Source organism: Micromonospora desertarenae, from assembly GCF_056150265.1.
This window is the reverse complement of the sequence record NZ_JAXCFQ010000012.1, coordinates 16,881-35,080: the sequence shown is the minus strand read 5'-3', so window position 1 is coordinate 35,080 and position 18,200 is coordinate 16,881. Positions and strand designations below refer to the sequence as shown.

Here is an 18,200-nt window from a genome sequence, read left to right as displayed (position 1 = left end):
GACGGCACGTCCGTCATGCCCTCGCCGTGATCTACGGCGCCACGGCCACGGCGGTTCACCCACGCGGAGCGTTCAGAATCCCTGCGTCTCGTTGCGCGCCGACCACTCCTGCCCCGGGGAGGCGTGTCGCCGCACCTCGTGCGCGTGCTGGCTGGCGCGCGCGTCCCGGTCGGCGCGCGTGTCGTCGGGCCCGCTGAGCCGCCGGCGGTCCCGCCAGCCCACCCAGGCGAACGCCCCGAGGATCACCACCGCGACACCGCCGAGCAGCATCCACATCGTCATGCGTCGACGGTAGTCGACCCCGGCACCCGTGCCGCGGACGTAGGCTCCACCCCTCGGTGTCCGGAACCGGCGGGCGGCGCCGACGTCTCCGGTGAGGGCGCCGCACCGGCGCCGACGAGGAGGATTCGCGATGAAGTACATGATCCTGCTGTACGGCTCCCAGCGCGACTACGACGTGCTGGCCGGCCGGCCCGCGGCCGACAAGCGGGCCATGTCCGCCGAGGAGGTCGCCGCCATGCACGCCCACATGGAGAAGATCCACCAGGCGCTGGCCGAGTCCGGTGAGCTGGTGGACGCGCGCGGGCTGGTCGCCCCGGTGCACGCCCGCCGGGTGCAGCTCAGCGGCGGGCTGCCGGTGGTCACCGACGGGCCCTACCCGGAGACGCAGGAGGTGCTGGCCGGCTACACCATCGTGGAGTGCGACAGCTTCGACCGGGCCACCGAGATCGCCGCCACCTTCGTCAACCCGGACGCCCCCGGCGAGTACGTGGACGTGCGGCCGGTCGCCGAGGGCATCGCCGACCTGGACGGCTGAGCCGGCGATGCCCGGGGAACGTGTCGAGGACCTGCTGCGCCGGCTGGCGCCGCAGGTCCTCGGGGCGCTCGTCCGCCGGTACGGCCACTTCGACACCGCCGAGGACGCCACCCAGGAGGCGCTGATCGCGGCGGCCACCGGCTGGCCGCGCGACGGCGTACCCGACAACCCGCGGGCCTGGCTGATCACCGTGGCGTCCCGCCGGCTGACCGACCTGCTGCGCAGCGAGCAGGCCCGGCAGCGGCGGGAGGACGCGGTGGCCCGCCGGGTGCTGCCCGAGCAACGGCTGGCTCCGGCCGCCGACCGGCCGCCGGCCGACACCGACGACACCCTCACCCTGCTGTTCCTGTGCTGCCATCCGGCGCTGTCGCCGGCCTCCCAGATCGCGCTCACGCTGCGCGCCGTCGGCGGGTTGAGCACCGCCGAGGTGGCCCGGGCGTTCCTGGTGCCGGAGGCCACGATGACCCGCCGGATCACCCGCGGCAAGCAGCGCATCCGCGACAGTGGACTGCCCTTCGCGATGCCGGTCGGGCCCGAGCGTGCCGCGCGCCTCGCCGCCGTCCTGCACGTGCTTTACCTGATCTTCAACGAGGGGTACGCCAGCACCGCCGGCCCGGCCCTGCTCCGCGCCGACCTGGCCGCCGAGGCGATCCGGCTGACCCGCCTGCTGCACCGGCTGCTGCCGGACGACCCGGAGGTCACCGGGCTGCTCGCGCTGATGCTGCTCACCGACGCGCGGGCGCCGGCGCGCACCGGCCCGCACGGCGAACTGGTGCCGATGGCCGAGCAGGACCGCAGCCGGTGGAAGGCCGGCCAGATCGCCGAGGGCATCGCCCTGGTCACCGCCGCGCTCCCCCGCGGCCGGGTCGGCCCCTACCAGGTGCAGGCGGCGATCGCCGCCGTGCACGACGAGGCGCCGAGCGCCGAGGCGACCGACTGGGCCCAGATCACCGCGCTGTACGAGGTGCTGCGGCAGGTCTCCGACAGTCCGGTGGTGGCGCTCAACCACGCGGTGGCGGTGGCCATGAGCCGGGGCGCCGCGGCCGGACTCGCCCTGGTCGACGCGCTGGCCGCCGACGGCCGGCTGGACGGCGACGCGCGCCTGCCGGCCGTCCGCGCGCACCTGCTGGAACTGCTCGGCGACCGGACCGCCGCCCGGGACGCCTACCGGGCGGCCGCCGCCCGGTCGACCAACCTGGCCCAGCAGCGCTACCTGCACGCCCGGGCCGACCGCCTCGACGGCGGGTGAGGCACCGGGCGCCTGCGGCAGCACCGCGGCGCGCTGGGCGCGTGCGGCGGTGCTGGGCGCGTGCGGCAGCGCCGGGGCGTGTGCGGTGGCGCCGGGGCGCGTGCGCGGTGCCGCGCGTGCGGTGGCGCCGGGTCAGGGGCTGGCGGCGAGGAAGACGAAGGCGGCGAGCAGCACCAGGTGGACGCCGCCCTGCAACAGGGTGGCGCGCCCCGGCACCACGGTCAGCACCCCGCTGACCACGGTGAGGGCGAGCAGGGTCATCTGGGTGCCGCCGAGGCCGAGCACCAGCGGGCCCTCCAGCCAGATCATGGCCAGCGCTATTGCCGGGATGGTCAGCCCGATGCTGGCCATCGCCGAGCCGAGGGCCAGGTTCAGGCTGATCTGCACCCGGTCCCGGCGCGCCGCGCGGACCGCTGCCAGGGTCTCGGGCAGCAGCACCAGCAGCGCGATGAGCACGCCGACGAACGAGTGCGGCAGGTTGGCCTTGGCGGTGGCGGCCTCGATCGTCGGGGAGACCGACTTGGCGTCGCCGACCACCGCTACCAGCGAGACGAGCAGCAGGGCGAGGCTGATCAGCGCTTTGCGGGTCGACGGCGGTGCGGCGTGCCCGTCGCTCTCGATCACCGCGCCCTCGCTGGTGACCGGCAGGAAGTAGTCCCGGTGCCGGCCGGTCTGCACCAGGACGAACAGCCCGTACAGCGCCAGCGAGGCCACCGCGGCGAAGGCCAGCTGAGCCGGGCTGAACTGCGGGCCGGGGCGGCTCGTGGTGAAGGTCGGCACCACCAGGCTGAGCGTGGCGAGGGTGGCCACGGTGGCCAGTGCCCCGCCGGTGCCCTCGGAGTTGAACACCGCCACCCGCCGGCGCAGCGCGCCGATCAGCAGCGACAGGCCGAGGATCCCGTTACAGGTGATCATCACGGCGGCGAAGACGGTGTCCCGGGCCAGCGACTGGGTCTTCTCCCCGCCGCTGATCATCAGCGTGACGATCAGGGCGACCTCGATGACGGTGACCGCCACCGCGAGCACCAGCGAGCCGAACGGCTCCCCCACCCGGTGCGCGACCACCTCGGCGTGGTGCACGGCGGCCAGCACCGCGCCGGCCAGGAAGGCGGCCACCACCACCACGAGCGGGCCCGACAACTCGCGTCCCCAGGTCAGGGTCAGCAACAGCACCGCCAGCAGCGGCACGATCACGGTCCAGTCGGTCAGACGAGCGCGGAGCTGAGCGGCCATCACTCAACCCTGCCAGGAAACTGGATCATGTGACCACCACCCGAGGTCATGACCACCGTACGAACCGTCACGCCCCACAGCCTGCCCGGCCGCCGGGAGTCCCGCGCGGCGACGGTCGAACCGGTCCCGGCGTGTCGACCACGGCGGGCGGCCGGTCCACCAGCGGCGCCGCGGATTCCGCAGTGGATCAGCCGAGCAGCGCCGGCGCGATCACGGCGGCCAACACGCGATCGTCCGGCTGGTGGGCCGCCCAGTTCAGCGCCCCGAGCACCACCACCGGGCCGCCCGACGCCGTCGCCGCCACGATGTCGGCGACCGGCAGCGCCGCGAGCAGCCGCCGCACCAGAACGCCCTCACCCCACAGCGCCTCCGTCGGGTACGGCAGCCGGCCCAGCCACGCCAGCAGCGCACCCGCCCGGGCCACCGGATCCGGTTCCGCCGCGGCCAGCCGCTCGGCGAGTCGGCGTACCCGGTCCTGGGGAAGCCGGGCGGCGGTGTCGCCGGCGACGCCGACCAGGAAGTCCCGAAGCACCAGGGGCACCTCCCGCCCGACCAGCACCCCCGGCGCCCCGACCGGGCGGAACTGCGGCCCGTCCGGCGCCTCGTCGAACCCGAGGGTGGTCACGAGCGGACCGAGCAGGTCGACGAGCAGACCGCTCAACCCGCACTCGGCCAGGAAGAGCGTCAACGCCCGCGGCTCGGCGACCTCGAGGTCGTCGGCGAACCTGGACCGCTGCCACGAGACGCTGCCGTGCCCATGCAGGGTGGCGCTGCCGAGCAACTCGTCGTCGACGCCGTACAGGGCCAGGGTGGGGCCGTTCAGGCAGCGGCAGACGTCGCCCGGTGAACCGGCCGACCGTGGTGAGTTGCCGCATCCGGGCCAGCCGGACGGGGTCGCGCGTCTCGGCCAGCACGGCGCGGTCGGCCAGCGGCCCGCCGTCCAGACCGCCGTCGAGGACGCGTACCGCCCGGGTCCGCGCCCAGACGTCGGGCAGCCAGTCGGTGAGCAGCACCGCGCCATCGTAGGGGCGGCCGCCGCGGCGCACCGCCCCGCCGTCGCCGCGGCCGGCCGTACCTCCGCTCGGCCGGCACCCGACCTGTCACCCGCCGCCGGCCCGGCTGACCAGCCAGGTCAGGGCCCACCCGGCGGCGACGACGATGCCGACGACGCCGGCGGCGGCGAGGCCGAGCAGGACGCGCCAGGCGACGACCATCACGCCGTCGTGCTCGATGCGCCGGGTCATCGGGTCGACCCGCCCGTCGCGCGGTCCGAACCGGCCCCACCGCCGAGCCCGCAGCCCGTACTCGAAACGTCCACCGATCACTCCCATCCGTGCGGCCTTCAACGCCTGGATGCGTGCCGAGGTGGATTCGGTTGCACGGCCGGCACGCTCGGGTCCACGCGAGACGCCTGACCTGATCCGCGGTGCTGGTGCGGCTGCTCCGCTCGCCAGAAACGGATCGGCAAGCGGCCCCGAGACTCGTAGCCTCGCCAGGATGGGCGGCAGTGACCCGCGTGACCTGGTCCGACGCGGATACGACGAACTCTCCTACCACTACCGGGCGGACGATGCCGCCGACGGCCAGTACGGTCCCTGGCTCGACGACCTGCACGGACGGCTATCGGCCTCGGCGACGGTCCTCGACCTCGGATGCGGCTGTGGCGTGCCGGTCGCCCGTTCCCTCGCCAGCGCCGGCCACCGCGTCACCGGCATCGACATCAGCGACGTGCAGATCGAGCGGGCCCGCCGCCTGGTGCCGACCGGCACCTTCCGCCGCGCTGACGCCACCCGACTGGACCTGCCGCCGGCCTCGTTCGACGCCGTGGTCTGCCTCTACACCCTGATCCACATGCCCCTGACCGACCAACCGCGGCTCATCGGGCGGATCGCCACCTGGCTACGGCCCGGGGGCTGGCTGCTGACCACCGTCGGCACCAGCGCCTGGACCGGCACCGAGGACAACTGGCTCGGTGGTCCGGCCGCCATGTGGTGGAGCCAAGCTGGCGCCTCGACCTACCGTTCCTGGCTGCATCGGGCGGGACTGGAGGTCACCGCCGAGGACTTCGTCCCGGAGGGGGACAGCGGTCACGCACTGTTCTGGGCACGACGGCCACAGAGCTGACCCCACCGGCGGGTCCACGTGATGGCGCCAGGCCGGCTTCACTCGATGGGTGACGCTCGCAGAGAGGGATCGCTATCGTGCGACGGTGACCGCTGGTGCCGAGCGTCCCTTGCTCTTCCTCGACGTCGACGGACCACTCATTCCGTTTGGCGGGGATTCGCCGAAGGACCCCGAAGGGGGTGCAGTCAGGGTTGCCGCGACCGCCGCACCGGAGGACATGTCCAATCCGCTCCTGTCCAGGCTCAACCCGACGCACGGTGGGCGGCTCACCATCCCGGACCGGCACTCCTGCACGCGTCGACCCGCGGGCCGGACTGTCCGACCCGGACTTCGTCGTGATCGAGCGATGGCTTGCCGAGCACGCCTGACACCACCAGGAGATCGTTGCGCTGGGCGTCTCGGACGTGCCTGGCACATCCGACTCGACGATTCAGAGATCCTGCGTCCAGACGCCGGTCGGGTGATCCGCAGGCCGCTTCCAGAGCTGAGGCTGCCGTTGGTGCAGGTGGTCTTCGCTGTCCCGGTCCCAGTGAAACCGGTGTGCCACAGCCCGATCGTGTACGCCAGCCGGGCCCCTTGTCATCGTCGGGGATCGTCACCACGCTCCAGCCGTGCTGCTGGACGTGTCCGATCGTCGTCAGCTCCATGGGGTGTCCGTCGTCCGTGTCGCCGTACTCGTGACAGAGGATGCAGTGGCAGGGCGAAACGGCTTGATTCACACCGTCATCGTACGGCCGGCCCCGGCCCCACCTGGCCGGTGGAAGGGCGGGTACGTCCGGCCGTGCTCAGCGGGTGGCTGCGTCGGCGAGGATCGCCTGGAGACGGCTTCGACACTCGGCGACGAAAGCGGGGTAGGTGTGCCAGTAGTACGAGATGCCGCTGGCGCCCACCGCGATGGCCCAGGCGCGGGCGCGCGTCCAGGTCAGCTCGTCGAGGCCCAGGGCGTCCCAGTACGTGTGTCGCGCTTCGGACGGTAGGTCCCACACCGTGGAGTGCTCGGCGTCGGGCAAGCCGATCGACAGGCCGCCGAAGTCGATGACCGCGTGCAACCTGCCGTCCCGCACCAGGAGGTTGGTGGGCTTGAGATCGCCGTGCAGCCACACCTGGGGTCCGGAGGGTTCGGGCAGGGCGAGCGCTTCGCGCCACAACCGTTCCAGCGTCCCGACGTCGATGTCCCCGCCGACGGTGGCTCGGCAGTCCCGGAGACACCTGCTGATCCACTCGTCGCAGGCCCGCAGATGTCCGCCGCGGTACCAACTCAGGTCGCCCGTGCGGGTCGCCCCCATGAGGTCGATACCGTGCAGGTCCCGCACGACGGCCGCCAGATCAGCGCCGAAGGCCGACCAGTCCTGGACGGTGTCCGGCCCGGCCTCGTCGCCGTCGATCCACCGGTAGATCGACCAAGGGAGCGGATAGCCGGCGGCGGGCATGCCGGCATGCACCGGCTCCGGGACCGAGCATGCCACCAGCGGCGCCAGCCGGGGCAGCCATTCCTGCTCCTTGCGCAGGGACCGCGCCTTGTCAGCGGTTCGCGGGAGCCGCACGAGCAGGTCACTGCCCAGCCGGTACATGACGTTGTCGGTGCCGGCACCCGCTGGCGACAGCGGCAGCCCGGCCCACTGTGGGCACTGCTCATCCAGCAGCGACCTGACAACGCCCTCGTCGACCCGGACCTCGTCCTGGTGGATGGTCATGCCAAGATCTTTCCCTGGGATTCCGCGGCGAGCGACTGACTTTCCGCAGCGCGCACCGAGGCAACCGCCCAATTGCCGCGATCCGCGCGATCACGCACTGTCAACGTCGAGTCGGTGGTCACTCCGCCGCCGGCAGGGTCGGGTGGTCGGTGGGGTAGATGCCGATCGCGAACCCGTACATGGTCTCGCCGGACCTCGGCATCCGGTCGAACGCATCGACCAGTTCCGCCATCTGGTCCCAGAACTGGGCGGCCTGGTCCTCCGAGATGCGCGCATGCCGGATGAAGCCCCAGAGCTTGCCCTGCTCGAACGCGTTCGCGGACTCGCGTGCAGCCACCTCGAAGTCGTTGAAGTCGCCCGGCATCTGCCCACCGGCGGGCGATGGCTCGGCTGCCACGTAGAACATGCGCGCGGTGCGCCCGTAGAAGCGCTCCTCGATCGCCCGCACCTTCCGCGTGCGCACCACCTGGAGCAGGCCGCTCCGGGCGAGCACGTCCACGTGGTGCGCGACGGTGCTCTTGGGGCGCTCGACCGCGGCCGCGAGCTCGGTGACGGTCGCGGCCCGCTCGTGGAGGAGCTGCAGGATCACCGTGCGGAGCGGGTGGCCGATGGCCTTCACCTGGTCCGGTCTGGTCAGCGCCATCCGATCGGCAAGCTCGTAGTCCGGGGGGTTGTCCGCCATGGCGTAACAGACTAGCATCGCGGAACGTTCCAAAAAGTTCGATCGTTCGCGAGGAGTGCGACGCCATGGCCGACGTGCTGCTGTACCACCACATCCAGGGCCTGACCGACGGGGTCCGGAGCTTCGCCGACAGCCTCCGACAGGACGGGCACACCGTGCACACACCGGACCTGTTCGACGGCCGCACGTTCGGCAGCATCGAGGAAGGGTTCGGATTCGCGCGAGAGGTGGGATTCGACACGCTCCGGGAGCGCGGCATCGCGGCAGCCGACGAACTCGGTGCCGGGCTCGTCTACGCCGGATTCTCCTTCGGCGTGACGATCGCCCAGCGGCTCGCGCAGACCCGGCCCGGCGCCCGCGGGGCACTCCTCATCGACTCCTGCCTCCCGGTCGCGGAGTTCGGCGAGACGTGGCCCGAGGGCGTGCCGGTGCAGATCCACGGCAAGGAGGACGACGAGTTCTTCGACGAGGACCTGCCGGCCGCACGCGAACTCGCCGGCTCCACGGCGAACGCCGAGCTGTTCGTCTACCCCGGCGACCAGCACCTCTTCGCCGACTCCTCGCTCGCCGGGTACGACCCGGAGGCGTCCGCGCTGCTCATGGAGCGGGTGCGGGCGTTCCTCGCCACCGTCAGACCGGCGTGACCCGACCAGCTGGCCCACGCTTCATCCAGGCCTCCGCCGGACAGCACGTCTCGTCGGTGGCCAACCTGCCGCCTCCGGGCCGCTGACCGGTCGCACCTCAGTTGGCGGACACGTGGTTGACGGGACTGTGCCGCATCGAGTCGTACCCCTGTTGACCGCTGCATCGGGCACGGATCGGGCACGACCCTGCCCGCAAGCTAGAGTCCGGCCGTGGACAGTGGAGCATTTGCCGGCGCGGCGCTCTTGCTCTGCGCCGGGCTGGGATGTGTCGTCCTCGTAGGGCTCGTGGGAATGCTGGCGGTGTGGTGGCGCGGGAAGTAAGTCCTCACCGTCGACAGGAAGGAAGGGCTCGCCTTTATCGGGCCCACGTCTCTTCGGCCGATTGCTGTGTTCGCGAGTTGTGGACCTGCCCTGTGTAGGGCTGGCTCGGCTGAAGGGACATCTCGGTCACGGGTTGATCAGTCTCCAGTCGCCTTCGGAGATGACGTCAACGGTGCCATCGACCACCTTGATGGCGGTGTTGTCGTCGATGGCGTAGGTCGGGACCGGGATTCCGGACGCCCACTTCTGGATGTCGGACAGCTTGGCGTCCTCCATGTCCGGATGGTTGAGGTGGGGGTACAGCGTGAAATCCACCAGCCCCAGCGCCCGGTCGGCGCCCTGCGCCATGTCGCTGCCGTCAGGGACGAATCCAAGGTCGAATTCGGCGTCGCAGTTGTACGGGGTGACCGCGATGCTCCCGGCGCTGACGCCCACATAAACCGTGTCACTCAGCGACGGCAGGAGGTCAGCCAGGCCCGACCGGCGCAGCCAGTAGGTCAGGTACAGCACGTCGCCGCCCCAGACGAGGAGGGCATCGGCCTCCCGGACCGCCGGGACCCAGTTCTCTTCTCGGATGGTCGGCAGCGCGGTGAGCTCCAACAGCCCCAGGGATTTCCAACCCAGCTGGCACAGCGGGATCGAAGCCTGGCCGTGAATCGCCTTCCATGCCCTCGCACCGCCGCCGGGAAAGGGGTAGACACCGGTGGGGATGAACAGGGCCGTGGACTCGGCGATCGGCTTGCCGAGCAGGTCGACGAGCGCGTCGGAGATGCTCGGGTTACCGATGCCCGAGGACGTGAGAAGGAACTTCATCAAAATCCGCTCTCCTGAAGCCACCGCATGACGGCGGTCATGTTGTCCATGAGGACCAGCGTCCCGGCCGGCTAACCCGAGCGACACATCGATGGATCATCCGCTGGCGGCGGTCCAACCGTCAACTGCCTCCGCCCGCACGACGACACAGGTCCGATGCCACGCCTTTACCGGCGATTCGTTCGCAGTTCGAGCCGGAGCGCCCCGCCGGAGGCGCAGTAGCCGCAACCCCGCGACCGCCGGCAGCTCGCCGACGCGGCCGGCGTGCGCTCCCCTACGCCGCGCGGGCTCGTGGCCGCGCGGCCCGGCCGGCCGCCGGCGCCCCGAGCGCGCGGGTACCCGCCGGCGGTCGGGGCAGGCGTGCGCCCGGATGTGGTGCCGAGGTCGTGCGGGCCCGTCGACCCTCTTGACCGCCCAACTTACTGCTTTACTATGCTACTAGGAAAGCAGTAAGGGGCTACCGTGTTCGTCTTCCGGCTCGACACCCACTCCGGCGTGCCGCCGTACCTGCAACTCGTCCAGCAGGTCCGCCAGGCGGTGCTGCTGGGCTTTCTCCAACCCGGGGACCGCCTCCCGCTCATCCGCGAGGTGGTCGAGGACCTGGCGATCAACCCGAACACCGTCGCCAAGGCGTACCGGCAGATGGAGCAGGAGAACCTGGTCACCGGCCGTCCCGGCCAGGGCACGTTCGTCAATGAACAGCAGTCGGCCGTGATGCCGGCATCGACGTACACGTCGCTGCGCCGCGGCCTGGCGACCTGGCTGCGCCGCGCCTACGCGGCCGGCCTCGACGAGCAGGCGGTCAACGCGCTTTTTACTTCCGTCCACCACCAGACGAGGAATGAGGACGTGGCGTGACAGGGACCGAGTTCGCGCTGCGCACCGACGGTGTGGGCAAGCGGTACCGGAAGGGCTGGGCGCTGCGCGACTGCACCCTGGCCCTGCCGGCGGGCGGCGTGATCGCCCTGGTCGGGCCGAACGGCGCGGGCAAGACCACGCTGCTGCGCCTGGTCGTCGGGTTGCTGGCACCGAGCACCGGCACGGTGGAGGTCCTCGGCCACGACGTCACCGCCAGCACCCCGCAAACTCTGTCCCGGGTCGGGTTCCTGGCCCAGGACCACCCGCTGTACAAGCGCTTCACCGTCGCCGAGATGCTCCGCTTCGGCCGGGCCTGCAACCTGCGGTTCGACCAGGGGCTGGCCGAGCGCCGGCTGGCGAAGCTGGGCATCCCGCTCGACCGCAGGGCCGGTACGCTCTCCGGCGGGCAGCAGGCCCAGGTCGCGTTGGCTCTGGCCCTGGCGAAGCGGCCGGACCTGCTTGTCCTCGACGAGCCGGTGGCCAGCCTCGACCCGCTGGCCCGGCACGAGTTCCTGCAGGTCCTCATGGGCGCCGTGGCCGAAGGCGGGGTGACCGTCCTGTTCTCCTCCCACGTCGTGCACGAGCTCGAGCGCGTCTGCGACCACCTGGTCGTGCTCAACCACGGCCGGGTCACGCTCACCGGTGACATCGACACCCTCCTCGCCGAGCACCGGCTGCTCGTCGGCCCGCGCACGGCCACCGACCTCGACCGGGCCGGCGCCGTCGTGGAGGCCGTCCACAGCGACCGGCACACGACCCTGCTGGTACGCGACGGCGCGATCCCGGCCGCGCCCGGGTGGCAGGCGCGGCCGGTCGCGCTGGAGGACCTGGTGCTGGCGTACCTGCGCCGGCCGTCCGAGCCGAGCGCCGCGGTCACCTCGGGGGTGGCGGCATGACGTGGTTGATCTGGCGCCAGCACCGGACCGAGGTCTGTGTCCTGGGTCTGCTTGTCGGCACGTTCGGCATCGCCCTGCTCGTGCTCGGGACGCAGGCCCACGACCTGTTCCCCGGCGGTCCCGCCCGGTGCGCGGGAGAGGCCGGCAGCAACGAGGCCTGCGCGGCCTCCTTCCGTCGGCTCGACGAGGAGTACGGGTACGTCGAGAACCTCCTGGCGGGCTTCTATCTGGTCCCCGTCGTCATCGGTGCGTTCCTCGGTGCGCCACTGCTCGCGCGCGAACTGGAGGACGGCACCTGGCAGCTCGCCTGGACGCAGGCCGTGCCGCGGATGCGCTGGCTGGCGGCCAAGCTCGCGGCACTGGCCGGCGTCACCGTCGCGCTCACCGGGATGTTCACCGCGGTGGTCACCTGGTTCCGTCAGCCCTTCGACGCGTGGGAAGGGCGGTTCCAGTACGACGCCTTCGACCTGGAGGGACTTGTTCCGGTGGCGTACGCGCTGTTCGCGTTCGGCGTCGCCACCGCCGCCGGGGCGATCCTGCGGCGCAGCCTGCCCGCGTTCGGCGTCGCGTTCGGGGCGTTCCTCGCCGTCCGGATGCCGGTGGCGCTGTTGGCCCGTCCCGCGTACGCCACGCCGCTCACCACCATGGAGCCGATCCCCGTCGGCGGCTCGAAGGACCAGGCTGGGCACGGGCCCGTGCCCAGCAACGCTTCCTGGATGATCGAACACGGCTACGCAGACGCCACCGGGCGCAGGCTGAGCTGGACCGAGTACTACGAGCTGGAGGCCGCCGCCAACCGGGCCGGCACCAACCTCAACCAGTTCCTGCACGCGCGGGGCATCCAGCAGTTCAACGTCTACCACCCGGCCGACCGGTTCTGGACGTTCCAGCTCATCGAGGCGGCCCTGTTCCTCGCCGTCGCGGCGGTCCTGATCGGTGTGGTGGTGTGGCGGGTACGGCGCCGCAGGATCTAGTGCCCTGACCACAAGCGTTCACGGTCCTGGTTGACACGCGCGCGACCCCGATGATCGGCCGCCGGGACGAGCGCACCAGGTCAACCGCGTCGCGCCGAAACTCTTGCGGGTACTTCGATGGGCGCCCCAACGGGGGGACACCCCTTCCTCTGGACTCAAGATCCAGTCTCGGGGTGTCCACACCCCCGTGGGGGAGCCCATCAGGGCCGTGACGAGTTCTCGCCGCAGGTCAAAACGCCCGCGGTCGTCACTTGGCGTTGAAGTAGCTGGCCTCCGGGTGGTGCACCACGATCGCGTCGGTGGCCTGCTCCGGGATGAGCTGGAACTCCTCCGACAGCTGCACCCCGATCCGCTCGGCGCCGAGCAGCTCCACCACCTTCGCCCGGTCCTCCAGGTCCGGGCAGGCGGGGTAGCCGAACGCGTACCGGCAGCCGCGGTAGTCGGTGCGCAGCAGGCCGGCCAGGTCGGCCGGGTCGTCGTCGGCGACCGTACGGCCACCCGGCAGCGTCAGCTCGGCACGGACCCGCTTGTGCCAGTACTCGGCCAGGGCCTCGGTGAGCTGCACCGACAGCCCGTGCACCTCCAGGTAGTCGCGGTACTCGTTACGGGCGAACAGCTTCGCCGCGTATTCGCTGACCGGTTGGCCGACGGTGACCAGTTGCAGGGCCACCACGTCCAGCTGGTCGCCGCGGGGCCGGAAGAAGTCGGCCAGGCACAGCCGCCGCTCCTGCCGCTGCCGGGGGAAGGAGAACCGGGCCCGCTCGGCGTGCCCGTTCTCGTCCAGCACCACCAGGTCGTTGCCCTCGGCGTAGGCGGGGAAGTAGCCGTAGACCACGGCCGCCTCCAGCACCTTGTCGGCGATCAGCCGGTCCAGCCAGTAGCGCAGCCGCGGCCGGCCCTCGGTCTCCACCAGCTCCTCGTAGGAGGGTCCCTTGCCGCCCCGGGCGCCGCGCAGGCCCCACTGCCCGAGGAAGGTGGCCCGCTCGTCGAGCAGCGCCGCGTAGTCGGCCAGCGGCACGCCCTTGACCACCCGGGTGCCGAAGAACGGCGGGGTGGGCACCTCGACGTCGGTGGCCACGTCGGAGCGGACCGACGCGTCGTCCAGCTCCGGCAGCGACTCGTTGACGATGGCCCGCTGCCGCTCCCGGCGCGCCCGCCGGGCCGCCAGCGCCGCCTCCCGCTCCGCGTCGATCACCGGCGCGCCGCCGCGCTTGGCGGCCATCACCCGGTCCATCAGGGACAGACCCTCGAACGCGTCCCGCGCGTAGTGCACCTGCCCGGGGAACATCGACCGCAGGTCGTCCTCGACGTACGCCCGGGTCAGCGCCGCCCCACCGAGCAGCACCGGCCAGCGCTCCGCGACCCCGCGCGAGGCCATCTCGGCGAGGTTCTCCTTCATGATGACCGTGCTCTTGACCAGCAGCCCGGACATGCCGATGGCGTCGGCCCGGTGCTCCTCGGCGGCGTCGAGGATCGCGGTGATCGGCTGCTTGATGCCGATGTTCACCACCTCGTAGCCGTTGTTGGACAGGATGATGTCCACCAGGTTCTTGCCGATGTCGTGCACGTCGCCCTTCACGGTGGCGAGCACGATGCGGCCCTTGCCGCCGTCGTCGGCCTTCTCCATGTGCGGTTCCAGGTACGCCACCGCGGTCTTCATCACCTCGGCGGACTGGAGCACGAACGGCAGCTGCATCTGCCCGGAGCCGAACAGCTCGCCGACCACCTTCATCCCGTCCAGCAGGATGTCGTTGATGATCGACAGCGGGGTCCGGCCGCCGGCCATGGCGGCGTCCAGGTCGGCCTCCAGGCCGTTGCGCTCGCCGTCGATGATCCGCCGCTTGAGCCGCTCCTCCAGCGGCAGCGCGGCCAGTTCCTCGGCCCGGCCGGCGCGCGCCGAGGCGGCGTCCACGCCCTCGAAGATCTCGATGAACCGCTGCACCGGGTCGTAGCCCTCGCGCCGGCGGTCGTAGACCAGGTCGAGGGCGACCTCGCGCTGCTCGTCGGGGATCTTCGACATCGGCAGGATCTTGCTGGCGTGCACGATCGCCGAGGTCAGCCCGGCCTGCACGCACTCGTGCAGGAAGACCGAGTTGAGCACCTGCCGGGCGGCCGGGTTGAGCCCGAACGAGACGTTGGAGATGCCCAGGGTGAAGTTGACCCCCGGCCAGCGGGTGGCGATCTCCCGGATCGCCTCGATGGTCTCGATGCCGTCCCGCCGGGTCTCCTCCTGGCCGGTGGCGATCGGGAAGGTCAGCGCGTCGATGAGGATGTCGGAGCGGCGCAGGCCCCAGCGGCCGGTCAGGTCCTCGATCAGCCGCTCGGCGACGCGTACCTTCCACTCCCGGGTGCGGGCCTGGCCCTCCTCGTCGATGAGCAGCGCGACCACCGCGGCGCCGTGCTCGGCGACCACCGGCATGACCCGGGCGTAGCGGGACCCGGGGCCGTCGCCGTCCTCGAAGTTCACCGAGTTGACCACGCACCGGCCACCGAGCATCTCCAGGCCCGCCTCGATCACGGCCGGCTCGGTGGAGTCCAGCATGATCGGCAGGGTGGACGCGGTGGCGAACCGGCCGGCCAGTTCGCGCATGTCCGTCGTGCCGTCCCGGCCGACGTAGTCGACGCAGAGGTCCAGCAGGTGCGAGCCGTCCCGGGCCTGGCTGCGGGCGATCTCCACACAGGCCTGCCAGTCGGCGGCCAGCATCGCCTCGCGGAACGCCTTGGAGCCGTTGGCGTTGGTCCGCTCCCCCACCATCAGCACGCTGGCGTCCTGGGCGAAGGGCACGTGGTGGTAGATCGACGAGACGCCGGCGTCGTGCCGGGGCTCGCGGGCCCCGGGCCGGGCGCCGTGCAACCGCTCGGCGACCACCCGGATGTGCTCCGGCGTGGTGCCGCAGCAGCCGCCGATCAGCGACACGCCGTAGTCGGCGACGAACCGCTCCAGCGCGTCGGCCAGCTCGACCGGGGTGAGCGGGTAGACCGCCCCGTCGGCGGTCAGCTGCGGCAGGCCGGCGTTCGGCATCACCGACAGCCTCAGCCCGGCGTGCTGGGAGAGGTAGCGCAGGTGCTCGCTCATCTCGGCCGGGCCGGTGGCGCAGTTCAGCCCGATCAGGTCCACCCCGAGCGGCTCGATCGCGGTCAGCGCCGCGCCGATCTCGCTGCCCAGCAGCATGGTGCCGGTGGTCTCGACGGTGACGTGGCAGATGATCGGCACGGTCGACCCGAGCTCGGCCATCGCCCGCTTCGCGCCGACCACCGCCGCCTTGACCTGGAGCAGGTCCTGACAGGTCTCGATGATCAGGGCGTCCGCGCCGCCGGCGATCAGGCCGGCGGCGTTCTCCCGGTACGCGTCGCGCAGGGTGGCGTAGTCGGCGTGCCCCAGGGTGGGCAGCTTGGTGCCGGGACCGATCGAGCCGAGCACGAAGCGGGGCCGCTCCGGCGTGGCGAACGCGTCGGCCGCCTCGCGGGCGATCCGCGCGCCGGCCTCGGAGAACTCCCGGATCCGGTGGGCGATGTCGTACTCGCCGAGGTTGGCCAGGTTGGCGCCGAAGGTGTTGGTCTCGACGCAGTCGGCCCCGGCGGCGAGGTAGGCCTCGTGCACGCCGCGGACCACGTCCGGCCTGGTCACGTTGAGGACCTCGTTGCAGCCCTCGTGGCCCTCGAAGTCGTCAAGGGTCAGGTCGGCCGCCTGTAGCATCGTCCCCATCGCGCCGTCGGCGATCAGGATCCGCTCTGCCAGTACGTCGAGCAACGAAGTCCGCACGCCGTTCAGGTTAGTGTGCCGGCCCCGACCGCGTCGCGGCCCATACCCCCGTCCCAGATACTGTCAGCCGGATCACCCTGTCCGGTCTGTAGGCTTATGCCGGTTGCTTCACGCCTGCCGACCGGCGCGGCCACCGGGCCGCGCCCCGCCCCTGGACGTAGGCTGGCGGACGTGAAGGACTACAGCAGCGCCCCCGCGCCCGGCCGGCGGGACACCGGGCGCGGCCCCGGCACCGTCCGCGACCAGCAGGGAGAGGTGACGGCGTGACCGAGTTCGACGGACTGCCGGTGCTGCGGTCCCCGGTGGCCATCGCCGCGTTCGAGGGCTGGAACGACGCCGCGGACGCGTCCACCGCCGCAGTTGAACACCTGGAGCAGGTGTGGAACGCCCGGCAGGTCACCGAGCTGGACCCGGAGGACTTCTACGACTTCCAGGTCAGCCGGCCCACCATCACGATGGCCGACGGCGAGACCCGCCGGGTGCAGTGGCCCACCACCCGGTTCATGGTGGCCAGCCCGGAGGGCACCGAACGCGACGTGGTGCTGATCCGCGGCATCGAGCCGAGCATGCGCTGGCGCACCTTCTGCGAGCAGGTGCTGGAGATCTGCCACAGCCTGGAGGTCGAGCGGGTGGTGCTGCTCGGCGCGCTGCTGGCCGACGTGCCGTACACCCGGCCGCTGCCGATCAGCGGCAGCGCCTCGGACTCCCGGGCCGCCGAGCGCTACCAGCTCACCCCCACCCGCTACGACGGGCCGACCGGCATCGTCGGGGTGCTGCACGACGCCTGCACCCGCGCCGAGGTCGACGCGGTCTCGTTCTGGGTGCACGTGCCGCACTACGCCAACAACCCGCCCTGCCCGAAGGCCACCCTCGCGCTGCTGCACCGGGTCGAGGAGGTGCTCGACCTGCCGGTGCCGATGGCCGACCTGGCCGAGGAGGCCGCCGAGTGGGAGCAGCGGGTGCGCAGCGCCGCCGAGCAGGACGCCGAGCTGGGCGAGTACGTGCGCGAGTTGGAGGAGCGCGTCGGCGACGCCGGCATCACCCCGCTGACCGGTGACGAGATCGCCCAGGAGTTCGAGAAGTACCTGCGCCGCCGCGGCGGCTCGGCCGGCCCGACCGCCGGCTCCTGGTAGCCCTCTCCCCCGTTTCGCGAACCGGGCCCCGGACAGCCGTTCCGGGGTCCGGTCGTTTTCTCGCCCGACGTTCCACGGTTCACCGCCGCGGTGCCTGCCTCGGGTGCGGTTTCCGGGCCGAAGCGCGGTGCTCCGGCGTGTCGGGGGTGGCGCGGTCACACCCGCTAGGCCATCCTAGGAACCTAGCTGTGATCGAGGAGGCGGGCATGCAGATCAATCCGGGCGCTGCCGAGTTCCCGCACCGGCAGATCGCCGCGCAGCTCAAGGCGCAGGTGCGGCGCGGCGACTGGGGGCCGGGCGAGCGGCTGCCGTCCATCCCGGCCATCGCCGAGATGTTCGGGGTGGCGAAGCAGACCGTCCAACGCGCCGTCGACCAGCTGCGGGTCGAGGGCATCCTGATCACCAAGCCCGGCTCCGGCACGTACGTCCGGGGCACCCGGCGGCGGCTCAACCGGCTCTCCCGGGGGCGGTACGGCGGCTTCCGCGGCTACCACACCGACCTCGCCGCCCGGTACAAGCAGCAGCTCGTCTCGGTCGGCCGCGCCCCGGCCCCGCCGGAGGTGGCCGACGCGTTCGGCGTGCCCGACGGCACCGAGCTGGTCTGCCGCCGGCACCTGGTCCGCACCGAGGACTCCCCGGTCGAGGTCGGCGCCTCCTGGTTCCTGCCCGCCGACGCCGCCGGCACCTCGCTGGAACGCAGCGAGGCGTACGGCCGGCCGCTCTACCAGGAGGCCGAGGAGGCCATCGGGCGGCGGTACGTCTCGGCCACCGACACGATCAGCGCCCGCCAGCCCAGCCGGGAGGAGGCGGAGATCCTGCAAATCCGCCCGGACACCCCGGTGCTGCACCTGCTGCACGTCGCCTACGACGGCGCCCGCAAGCCGATCGAGGTCGCCCAGGCCACCTGGCCCGGCCCGGTCACCACGCTCACCGAGGAGTACCGGATCCCCGCCCCGGCCCCCGAACCGGACCCCGACCCCGGCCTCACCCTCGCCTGAC

Annotated in this window: 17 protein-coding genes; 9 read left to right on the top strand and 8 right to left on the bottom strand. The window is 72.1% G+C overall.

Annotated features, from left to right (window positions below; genetic code table 11):
- Window positions 1-72: 72 nt before the first annotated feature.
- Window positions 73-282, bottom strand: coding sequence for a hypothetical protein (locus tag SM577_RS23135; protein ID WP_302922742.1), 210 nt, complete (start codon window positions 280-282; stop codon window positions 73-75).
- Between the two features lie 130 nt (window positions 283-412).
- Here SM577_RS23135 and SM577_RS23130 point away from each other — a divergent pair, with 130 nt between their 5' ends.
- Window positions 413-817 (top strand): YciI family protein, encoded by a 405-nt coding sequence (locus SM577_RS23130; protein WP_474587955.1) that lies wholly within the window; start codon window positions 413-415, stop codon window positions 815-817.
- A gap of 7 nt (window positions 818-824) precedes the next feature.
- Window positions 825-2,066: an RNA polymerase sigma factor gene (locus SM577_RS23125; protein ID WP_474587954.1), complete on the top strand. Its 1,242-nt coding sequence runs from the start codon at window positions 825-827 to the stop codon at window positions 2,064-2,066.
- A gap of 132 nt (window positions 2,067-2,198) precedes the next feature.
- Here SM577_RS23125 and SM577_RS23120 read toward each other — a convergent pair whose 3' ends face one another.
- The 3 genes from SM577_RS23120 to SM577_RS23110 all read right to left on the bottom strand — a co-directional run bounded on the left by SM577_RS23120 (window position 2,199) and on the right by SM577_RS23110 (window position 4,624).
- Window positions 2,199-3,299 carry a calcium:cation antiporter gene (locus SM577_RS23120; protein ID WP_474587953.1) on the bottom strand — a complete coding sequence of 367 codons (1,101 nt, stop codon included), beginning with the start codon at window positions 3,297-3,299 and terminating at the stop codon, window positions 2,199-2,201.
- A 187-nt stretch (window positions 3,300-3,486) separates the two neighbouring features.
- Complete coding sequence (locus SM577_RS23115; RefSeq protein WP_474587952.1) at window positions 3,487-4,080, bottom strand: hypothetical protein; 594 nt, start codon at window positions 4,078-4,080, stop codon at window positions 3,487-3,489.
- Window positions 4,081-4,399: 319 nt separating this feature from the next.
- Window positions 4,400-4,624 (bottom strand): hypothetical protein, encoded by a 225-nt coding sequence (locus tag SM577_RS23110; protein WP_302922747.1) that lies wholly within the window; start codon window positions 4,622-4,624, stop codon window positions 4,400-4,402.
- A gap of 172 nt (window positions 4,625-4,796) precedes the next feature.
- Here SM577_RS23110 and SM577_RS23105 point away from each other — a divergent pair, with 172 nt between their 5' ends.
- On the top strand, window positions 4,797-5,423 hold the full coding sequence (locus SM577_RS23105; RefSeq protein ID WP_474579832.1) for a class I SAM-dependent methyltransferase: 627 nt from the start codon (window positions 4,797-4,799) through the stop codon (window positions 5,421-5,423).
- A gap of 785 nt (window positions 5,424-6,208) precedes the next feature.
- Here SM577_RS23105 and SM577_RS23100 read toward each other — a convergent pair.
- Window positions 6,209-7,117: an aminoglycoside phosphotransferase family protein gene (locus SM577_RS23100; RefSeq protein WP_474579833.1), complete on the bottom strand. Its 909-nt coding sequence runs from the start codon at window positions 7,115-7,117 to the stop codon at window positions 6,209-6,211.
- Between the two features lie 118 nt (window positions 7,118-7,235).
- Window positions 7,236-7,799, bottom strand: a complete 564-nt coding sequence (locus SM577_RS23095; protein ID WP_302922750.1) for an ArsR/SmtB family transcription factor — start codon at window positions 7,797-7,799, stop codon at window positions 7,236-7,238.
- A 65-nt stretch (window positions 7,800-7,864) separates the two neighbouring features.
- Between SM577_RS23095 and SM577_RS23090 the strand changes: the two genes are divergently transcribed.
- Window positions 7,865-8,443: a dienelactone hydrolase family protein gene (locus tag SM577_RS23090; protein WP_474579834.1), complete on the top strand. Its 579-nt coding sequence runs from the start codon at window positions 7,865-7,867 to the stop codon at window positions 8,441-8,443.
- A gap of 447 nt (window positions 8,444-8,890) precedes the next feature.
- Here the strand turns inward: SM577_RS23090 and SM577_RS23085 are convergent, their stop codons facing one another.
- On the bottom strand, window positions 8,891-9,577 hold the full coding sequence (locus tag SM577_RS23085) for a Type 1 glutamine amidotransferase-like domain-containing protein (protein WP_474587951.1): 687 nt from the start codon (window positions 9,575-9,577) through the stop codon (window positions 8,891-8,893).
- 462 nt (window positions 9,578-10,039) lie between these two features.
- Between SM577_RS23085 and SM577_RS23080 the strand changes: the two genes are divergently transcribed.
- Genes SM577_RS23080 through SM577_RS23070 form a run of 3 tightly spaced genes read left to right on the top strand, consistent with a single transcriptional unit; the run spans window position 10,040 to window position 12,305 of the window.
- Window positions 10,040-10,435, top strand: a complete 396-nt coding sequence (locus SM577_RS23080; RefSeq protein ID WP_474579836.1) for a GntR family transcriptional regulator — start codon at window positions 10,040-10,042, stop codon at window positions 10,433-10,435.
- On the top strand, window positions 10,432-11,331 hold the full coding sequence (locus tag SM577_RS23075) for an ABC transporter ATP-binding protein (RefSeq protein ID WP_302922754.1): 900 nt from the start codon (window positions 10,432-10,434) through the stop codon (window positions 11,329-11,331). The genes SM577_RS23080 and SM577_RS23075 overlap by 4 nt, the downstream gene beginning before the upstream one ends.
- Window positions 11,328-12,305, top strand: coding sequence for an ABC transporter permease subunit (locus SM577_RS23070; RefSeq protein WP_474579838.1), 978 nt, complete (start codon window positions 11,328-11,330; stop codon window positions 12,303-12,305). The genes SM577_RS23075 and SM577_RS23070 overlap by 4 nt, the downstream gene beginning before the upstream one ends.
- 247 nt (window positions 12,306-12,552) lie before the next feature.
- Here the strand turns inward: SM577_RS23070 and metH are convergent, their stop codons facing one another.
- On the bottom strand, window positions 12,553-16,068 hold the full coding sequence (gene metH, locus SM577_RS23065) for a methionine synthase (RefSeq protein WP_474587950.1): 3,516 nt from the start codon (window positions 16,066-16,068) through the stop codon (window positions 12,553-12,555).
- 263 nt (window positions 16,069-16,331) lie between these two features.
- Here metH and SM577_RS23060 point away from each other — a divergent pair, with 263 nt between their 5' ends.
- Together SM577_RS23060 and SM577_RS23055 are read left to right on the top strand one after the other, a co-directional pair.
- Window positions 16,332-17,201 carry a PAC2 family protein gene (locus SM577_RS23060; RefSeq protein ID WP_302922757.1) on the top strand — a complete coding sequence of 290 codons (870 nt, stop codon included), beginning with the start codon at window positions 16,332-16,334 and terminating at the stop codon, window positions 17,199-17,201.
- 206 nt (window positions 17,202-17,407) lie between these two features.
- Complete coding sequence (locus SM577_RS23055; RefSeq protein ID WP_474587949.1) at window positions 17,408-18,199, top strand: GntR family transcriptional regulator; 792 nt, start codon at window positions 17,408-17,410, stop codon at window positions 18,197-18,199.
- Window position 18,200 lies beyond the last annotated feature (1 nt).